This is a genomic window from Henriciella sp., assembly GCF_049649345.1.
Classification (GTDB): domain Bacteria; phylum Pseudomonadota; class Alphaproteobacteria; order Caulobacterales; family Hyphomonadaceae; genus Henriciella.
Genome location: NZ_JBARZC010000584.1, coordinates 1 through 4,048 on the forward strand (window position 1 = coordinate 1; position 4,048 = coordinate 4,048).

Annotated in this window: 3 protein-coding genes and 1 tRNA gene; 3 read left to right on the forward strand and 1 reads right to left on the reverse strand. The window is 58.1% G+C overall.

Translation table 11 applies throughout. From position 1 onward, the window contains the following. Both WA989_RS16115 and WA989_RS16120 read left to right on the forward strand, forming a co-directional pair. Window positions 1-800, forward strand: an 800-nt coding sequence (locus WA989_RS16115) for a deoxyhypusine synthase family protein (RefSeq protein WP_424341499.1), incomplete at its 5' end; no start/stop codon positions are given. A 101-nt stretch (window positions 801-901) separates the two neighbouring features. Continuing rightward, window positions 902-1,717 (forward strand): crotonase/enoyl-CoA hydratase family protein, encoded by an 816-nt coding sequence (locus tag WA989_RS16120; RefSeq protein WP_424341500.1) that lies wholly within the window; start codon window positions 902-904, stop codon window positions 1,715-1,717. Window positions 1,718-1,766: 49 nt separating this feature from the next. Here the strand turns inward: WA989_RS16120 and WA989_RS16125 are convergent. Beyond that, window positions 1,767-1,843, reverse strand: a tRNA-Asp gene (locus WA989_RS16125). 139 nt (window positions 1,844-1,982) lie between these two features. Here WA989_RS16125 and WA989_RS16130 point away from each other — a divergent pair. Beyond that, window positions 1,983-4,048, forward strand: a 2,066-nt coding sequence (locus WA989_RS16130) for an AsmA family protein (RefSeq protein ID WP_424341501.1), incomplete at its 3' end; no start/stop codon positions are given.

Consider the following 4,048-nt stretch of genomic DNA (forward strand, 5'->3'; position numbering starts at 1 on the left):
ACCGCGATCTGGTGAAATACGGCCTCGTCGATGCGATCGTCGCGACCGGCGCGTCCATCGTCGACATGGATTTTTTCGAGGCTCTTGGCTACCAGCACTATCAGGCGCCCGAGTCCGTAGACGACAATATTCTTCGCGATCTTTATATCGACCGGATCTACGACACTTTCATTGATGAAGAAGAGCTTCAGGCCTGCGACCATGTCATCAAGGAAATCGCAGACAGCCTCGAGCGGCGCCCCTACTCTTCTCGCGAATTCATCTGGGAGATGGGCAAGTGGCTGAAGGATAATGCAAAGAAGAAAGGTTCACTGATCGAAACCTGCTACGATCATCATGTGCCGATCTTCGTGCCGGCCTTCTCCGACTGCTCGGCCGGATTTGGCCTCGTAAAGCACCAGGTCGAGAACCCTGGTAATTATCTCTCCATCGACAGCGTGGCCGACTTCCGCGAACTGACCGATGTCAAAATCGAAGCAGGCTCGACCGGCCTGCTGATGGTTGGCGGCGGCGTGCCGAAGAACTTCGTCCAGGACACGGTCGTGTGCGCCGAAATTCTTGGCAAGGAATGCGAGATGCACAAATATGCGGTCCAGATCACCGTGGCCGATACCCGCGACGGTGCCTGCTCCTCCTCCACGCTCAAGGAAGCGGCAAGCTGGGGCAAGGTGCAGACCGTCTATGAGCAGATGGTGTTCGCTGAGGCAAGTTCGGTTATCCCCCTTCTGGCGTCTGCCGCCTGGCACAAGGGCGACTGGAAGAAGCGCAAACCTCGTGAGTTTGCGAAGCTTTTCCTCTAGGAATTGCTCGATACTGCAAAGACTGACGCCGGGACAGAGATTGTCCCGGCGTTTGTGTTTCTGCACACTGGCCTGAAGACTTGAGCCGCGGAGGAAATGACATGAGCGAGCGTATCCAGGTAACGACATCTGAAGGTGTGGCCGATGTGAAACTGGTCAGATCGGACAAGATGAATGCGCTCGACGACGCGATGTTTACCGCGCTGATATCCACCGCAGAAGACCTCGCGAATGACAAGTCGGTCCGCTGCGTTGTCATGTCTGGCGAAGGTCGCGCCTTTTGCGCCGGGCTCGATATGGGCAATTTCGGCAAGATGGCATCAGGCGGAGACGGCGCATCGCCGAGCGGGCGACAACCGCTGGCCGAACGCACACATGGTATAGCCAATCGGGCGCAGCAGGCCGTCTGGGGATGGCGCGCCCTGCCCGTCCCCGTTATTGCGGCCGTTCATGGTGTCGCCCTGGGCGGCGGCTTTCAGGTCATGCTCGGCTCTGACATCCGCATCGCGCATCCTGAAACGAAACTCTCCATCATGGAGATCAAGTGGGGCCTTGTGCCGGATATGGCAGGCACCGCCATCATGCGCCATCTCTGCCGCGATGATATTCTGCGCGAGCTGACTTATACGGGCCGGATCTTCTCTGGCACCCAAGGTCATGAATACGGCTTTGTCACTGAACTCGCGGAAGCGCCACATGAGCGCGCCATGGCGTTGGCCAAACAGATTGCGTCCAAGAACCCTGACGCCATACGTGCCAACAAGACCATCCTGAATTCGGTCCGATCAATGAGTGACGAAGACGCGCTCGTTCAGGAATCGGTGCTTCAGGATCAGATTATCGGGTCCAAGAACCAGATCGAGGCGGTGATGGCCGAGCTTCAAAAACGAGAGGCTGCGTTCGAAGACGGACGCTAGGCATAGCGACTAACGGACTGATTTTTCGAAGAAGCTTCAAGGTTCGATCTGGCGCGAGTGACGGGGCTCGAACCCGCGACCTCCGGCGTGACAGGCCGGCACTCTAACCAACTGAGCTACACCCGCGCAGATCGGTCGCCGCAATTAGCGGTGAGGCGCCTGATTAGACAAGCGGGCTGGCGGGGTCAAGCACCAACTGCCATGAGTTTGCCACGACTTGCAGCTAGGCATCCCGATTGAAACGAGCAAGGAATGACCGGAACTCATGAAGCGCATTTTTCTTATCGGCGGGATCGTCTTTTTCTTGATCGTGGCGGGCGTGGCTATTGTCCCCTTTCTTGTCCCAAATTCGGTCTACAAGGCGCAAATCGAAAACGCCGCGACGAATGCGCTCGGCCGCGATGTCGAGGTTTCCGGCGATGTCTCGATCTCCGTGTTCCCGGGAATCTCGGCCTCGGTGGCAGATGTCAGCGTGGCAAATCCTGACGGGTTTCCGGAGGAACACATGATCACGGCGGGCGCGCTCAGGGGGTCGGTTCGTCTCTGGCCGCTCCTGTCGCGGAGGGTCGAGATCAATGAATTAGAGTTTGTCCATGCAGACGTCCGCCTCACCCGGCTCGCGGATGGCCGCACAAACTGGACCTTCGGGGCTGGCGATGAGCCTGCAGATGAAGATGCAGGTGCGGGCGGCGACAACGAGGGCTTCTCCGCCACCATCGCCACGTTCGCCCTGCAGAACGCCTCGCTGAGCTATACGGATGCTCAGGCTGGCACCTCCTACCAGATCAGGGAACTTGATGCCGAAACTGAATTTCGCTCTCTGGAGGACACCTTGTCGCTGAAGGCGCAGGGTATCTTTCAGGATGAACTCGTCTCAATCGTTCTCAAATTTACGACCCCCCAGGCTTTCTTGGACGGTTCGGACGCCAACATGGACTTCGAGCTTGCCTCGGATCTCGCCCGCGCCACCTATGAGGGCGTCATCAGGAATGGCGACGAGATCTTCCTCGGTGGCCGTTTTAATCTGTCGGCGCCGCAGATAGGCGAAATCGCACGCTTCCTTGATCTTGAGACGGGTCTCAATCTGGCGCCGCTCGGCGGGCTGCAGGCGGCCGGAGAGATTGGCGGGCCGCTCAGTGCGCCCGACGTCCAGTTCGACAGGTTCGAAGTGAACGCGGAAGGCCTGTCTGCCTCTTACTCCGGATCATTTGCTGGGGGCGAAGACCTGACCGCTGACGGCGAGGCTGAGCTGAATGTACGGAACATGGGGGCTCTTCTGTCCGAGATTGGCATGCCCATGGATCAGTTGGCGCCGTTCCAACAGTTGTCGGCATCTTCTCGAATCGCCGGCCCTGTCCTTCAGCCGACCTTCTCGAACCTCGACGTGACGACATCGAGTCCGAACCTCGAGACAAGCTACAAGGGGGATCTATCCCTTGCCGGGCCTGGCCGGATTGCTGGCGATGTGCAGGTTCAGAGCAACCAGCTTCGCACCGTGCTGGCGCAGTTCGGTGTGGTCTTGCCTGAAGGCGAAACCCTTAAGACGGTGAAGCTGCAAGGCAAGGCGTCGGGATCGCTCGAAAACCTTCTGATTAGCGACGGACGTTACGATATTGATCAGACCAGCGCGTCTGGCGATCTCGGGATTGATCTGAGAGGCGCAGCGCCCCGACTTGTAGCCGATCTTGAAACCGATACGCTTGATCTCGCGCCATTTCTCGGCTCATCGCAGGTCCGCGAAGACGAAGACTCAGCGTCCGGATGGAGCGATACGGCCCTCGATCTTGAAGGACTGAGGCTCGTCAATGCAGATCTTGGGCTGAAAGCTAATCAAGTTTCGTTCGGCACCATCAAGCTCAATGACAGCGTTCTGAAAGCAACGCTCGAGAATGGGCAGTTACAGACCGATATTCAGCAATTTACGGCGTTTGGCGGTGCCTGGTCCGGTGCAATCAGTGTCGATGCGTCAAAATCTGTTCCAACATTCGCCTTCAATCTCGACGCAGACGCCGTGGCTGCCGGGCCTCTCCTGACGGCGCTCGCCGCATTCGACCGATTGACCGGAACGGGCAGCCTGTCGGTCGATGTCGATGCGAGCGGCACGACGATCAGTCAGATCGTCAATCAGCTGAATGGCATAGTTCAACTGAACCTGCAGGATGGCGCGCTCAAGGGCATCAATCTTGGCCAGCTCGTGCGAACGGCAGGGTCATTGTCGGAAAAGCTCGTGGCCGGCGAGCTGTCTCTTGCGAGCCTTGGAACAGTCGTCTCGCCTCAAGCTGAGACCGATTTTACCGGATTCAATGCCAGCCTGGATATCGCAGACGGAAT